Origin of the sequence: Streptomyces sp. NRRL WC-3549, assembly GCF_000721935.1 — a bacterium.
GTDB lineage: Bacteria > Actinomycetota > Actinomycetes > Streptomycetales > Streptomycetaceae > Streptomyces.
This window is the reverse complement of record NZ_KL585420.1, coordinates 143155-145365: the sequence shown is the minus strand read 5'-3', so window position 1 is coordinate 145365 and position 2211 is coordinate 143155. Positions and strand designations below refer to the sequence as shown.

At 71.5% G+C, this 2211-nt stretch carries 1 protein-coding gene; it reads right to left on the bottom strand.

The annotated features are described in order from the left end of the window. Positions 1-1287 precede the first annotated feature (1287 nt). Positions 1288-2211 (bottom strand): glycoside hydrolase family 15 protein (locus IH13_RS0125230; RefSeq protein ID WP_031088142.1); only part of this gene is annotated, 924 nt, incomplete at its 5' end.

The following is a 2211-nucleotide window of genomic DNA, read 5'->3' as shown; positions in this document are numbered from 1 at the left end:
CGCCCGCCGGCCCCGTGGGACCGGCGGGGCCGGTGCAGCCCGTGCGTCCGGGCGGTCCCTGGGGGCCGGGGGGTCCCTGAGGGCCGGACGGACCCTGGGGGCCGCACGGACGCTCCGGCGGCTCCTGCGGAGGGGGGCCGCAGGACGCGTCGGGAGGGGCGGCGCCGTCGGTGCCGGGCGCGTGGGCGGCCTGTGCGGCCTGTGCGGTGGTCGGGGGATGAGACGTCGGCGGTGTGACCATGATGCCTCCGTATGGTTCTCCACACGCACGCCGGGCCCGGGACGGCCGTCCCGGGGCAGAAGTGCGCTGCCATCGGTCAGGACGACGTTCTCGCCAGGTGGCCGAAGAAGAGCCCTTGGTCCATGTGTCTATTCGTTCGGGTGGCTGGACCGATGCCGGTGGTAAGCGAATGGCACCGTTTTCCTGCACACCAGGGATATCCCCATCTTTCGGCCCGGCAACCCGCTCCCGGATATCCAGGAAAAATACTATTAAGGTTAATTCAAGGCCGGAACTTTTGAGCCCTCTTCCCTCCGGAAAGCCAATGGGGCGGGGCGGGCGCGCATACGCGTCCGCCCGGCGTGCGCGACGCCGTGCGGGCGTGCCCACGGCGCGCTGTGCAGGCGGTCCGGCATCGTGGTGGGGCGGCCACGCCGTGAGCGGGCGTCGGCCGCCGGGTCGCCGTGGAAGTGCGGAGTTCTGTCCCCGCCGTGAGTGCTCTGGTTATTTCCAGGACGCTTTGACGTTGCTTCGGGCCCGGTTCCCTGGTGCTGGGGGAAATTCCTGACCTGCCCGCCGCCGATATTGCGCGGTCCTCTTACTTTTCGGTGGGCCGGTTTTTTTCGGAGCCCTGTCTCCCCCGTGGGCATGCTCCCTGCCTGCGGAAAGGAGGAAAATGCGGCCCAATGCCTCCAGCGACCCCTCGTGCGCCCTCCCGGAAAGCCGCCGGCACCGATATTCCGGCGGCATGCGACCGCGCCCCGAACCACCTCAGCGACCTCCGACGCACGAGGGGACTCATCCGGCCGGCGCTCGCCCGGCGACGGGACCGCGCCGGAGCCCGCAGGCCCACCCACGCTCTCCGTACCCTGACGGACACCGTCCGCTACGCCGGCCGGACCGGCGTCCCCGGGCGCTACCTGCCCCCTGGCGTTCCGCCCTGGCCGGACCGGACGCCGGGGATTCGGACCGGCCGCAGCGGGGGACATGACGCCCGCCCCCGGACAGCGAACCGGGGCCACGGCGGGGCCTCCCGCCGTGGCCCCGGGGGCCTCGCGTGGCCCGGGTCAGCCGACGTACGCCCCGCTCGCCGTCAGCCGCAGCGCCGTGTCGATCAGCGGGACGTGGCTGAAGGCCTGCGGGAAGTTGCCCACCTGGCGCTGGAGCTTGGAGTCCCACTCCTCGGCCAGCAGACCCAGGTCGTTGCGCAGGGACAGCAGCTTCTCGAAGAGCTGGCGCGCCTCGTCGACCCGCCCGATCATCGCCAGGTCGTCCGCCAGCCAGAACGAGCAGGCCAGGAAGGCGCCCTCGTCGCCCTCCAGACCGTCCACGCCCGCCTCCTCGCCGTCGGTCGGGTAGCGGAGCACGAAGCCGTCCTCCGTGGACAGCTCCCGCTGGATCGCCTCGATGGTGCCGATGACCCGCTTGTCGTCCGGGGGCAGGAAGCCCATCTGCGGGATCAGCAGCAGCGAGGCGTCCAGCTCCTTCGAGCCGTAGGACTGGGTGAAGGTGTTGCGCTCCTTGTCGTACCCGCGCTCGCAGACGTCGCGGTGGATGTCGTCGCGCAGCCGGAGCCACCGGTCCAGCGGCCCCTCCACGTCCCCGGCCTCGATGAGCTTGATCGTGCGGTCCACCGCGACCCAGGCCATCACCTTGGAGTGCACGAAGTGCCGGCGCGGGCCGCGCACCTCCCAGATGCCCTCGTCCGGCTCCTCCCAGTGCTTCTCCAGGTACTCGATCAGCTTGAGCTGGAGGCCCATCGCGTAGTCGTTGCGGGCCAGGCCCGTCATGTGCGCCAGGTGCAGCGCCTCGGTGACCTCGCCGTACACGTCGAGCTGCAGCTGGTTCGCGGCGCCGTTGCCGACCCGGACGGGGCCCGAGTTCTCGTAGCCGGGCAGCCAGTCCAGCTCCGCCTCGCCGAGCTCACGCTCGCCCGCGATCCCGTACATGATCTGGAGGTTCTCCGGGTCGCCCGCGACCGCCCGCAGCAG